Origin of the sequence: Psychrobacter sp. Arc9 (genome assembly GCF_041431295.1) — a bacterium.
Taxonomy (GTDB): Bacteria; Pseudomonadota; Gammaproteobacteria; order Pseudomonadales; family Moraxellaceae; genus Psychrobacter.
Window position 1 is genome coordinate 1 of record NZ_JASMRK010000059.1, and the last position, 1,225, is coordinate 1,225.

The window sequence follows — 1,225 nt, forward strand, 5'->3', positions numbered from 1 at the left end:
TCAGGGGTATAATTTCGTGTTTTCATTGTCATATTCTCTCAGAAAATTGAGTCTCCGACAATCCCGGGGCGGTTCATACTCTTCGATGCTCTCTTTAGGTAATATCGGCTGATATCTGCTTTCTACCACTTTGATTTTATCAAAGTTATAGTCTTGACCTTCATATGTGCTAGGTTTGTCACTAGGCAAAAGAAATTCTTCTACGTCTTTTGGATTAGCATTTAGTCTATTGTGTGGTAACAAGCCCTCAATATCTCCCCATTCGTCACTAATTTCAGTTCGTTCCAATAAAAGTAAGTTGCTAATCATTCTGTTGCTTAGCTGGATAAAAACGCCTAATTCTTTACAAGTTAACGAGGGCTTTACATCGCAAAAAAATAAATATGCATCTATTTGCGCTGTATAGATTTGATAGTCTTCACTGTCTTTATCTAACTCATCTAAAAAATCCAATTTGTCTTCATCGAGATAATGATTTCCCATTAAATAAAACCCTCTACCATAAATATAAGTGTCTAAATCAAACTCATAAATTCTTTTAAGTAGTTTTTTCGGCGTTATATTATCGGTTTTAAATTTTCTGTTTAAGTAGTCGCAAGCCTCTTGTAGATTGTAATATTCTGCGGTATCAAAGCTTAATGCAATATCGTTATTACTCATATTCACACCTCTACACACCATTAAATCAAAGTAGATATAAGACAAGCCAGCCTAAAACTATATGGATGACTGGCTTTAGATTATTCATCATGCCTGGCAAGATTTTTATTATTATTTGCTCAATCAAATATCATACAATTACCAGCCAAATTTAGCACAAAAAAAAGCCAACCATTGAAAACAATGATTGGCTTTTCTCTATTACTGCTATGCTTGGTCGGAACGGCAGGATTTGAACCTGCGACCACTACACCCCCAGTGTAGTGCGCTACCAGACTGCGCTACGCCCCGAATGACTGACTATTTTACGCAAAATTATGCATATTGCAAGGATTAATTATTGTACAAATAACCCATTAACCTATATTGTCAAAAAACCACTTGCCTTCTTTTGTACGTCTAAAAAACATGCCCCAAGCTGCATTAACAATGCTTGAAACATACTCTAGATTAACTTCATCGTCTTGCAAATTAATTTCGACTTCATATATAGTCACTGCACTACAAAAGAGTTATGTTTTGGATGAATATCATAAAACAATTTAGATAAGTCATTTTCCATCCA

1 protein-coding gene and 1 tRNA gene are annotated in these 1,225 nt (G+C 34.9%); both read right to left on the bottom strand.

What is annotated here, in order from left to right; all coding sequences use genetic code 11:
- On the bottom strand, window positions 1-660 hold the full coding sequence (locus tag QO187_RS13780) for a hypothetical protein (RefSeq protein WP_371548663.1): 660 nt from the start codon (window positions 658-660) through the stop codon (window positions 1-3).
- A gap of 214 nt (window positions 661-874) precedes the next feature.
- Window positions 875-951: transfer RNA gene (locus QO187_RS13785), tRNA-Pro, on the bottom strand.
- Between the last annotated feature and the right edge of the window lie 274 nt (window positions 952-1,225).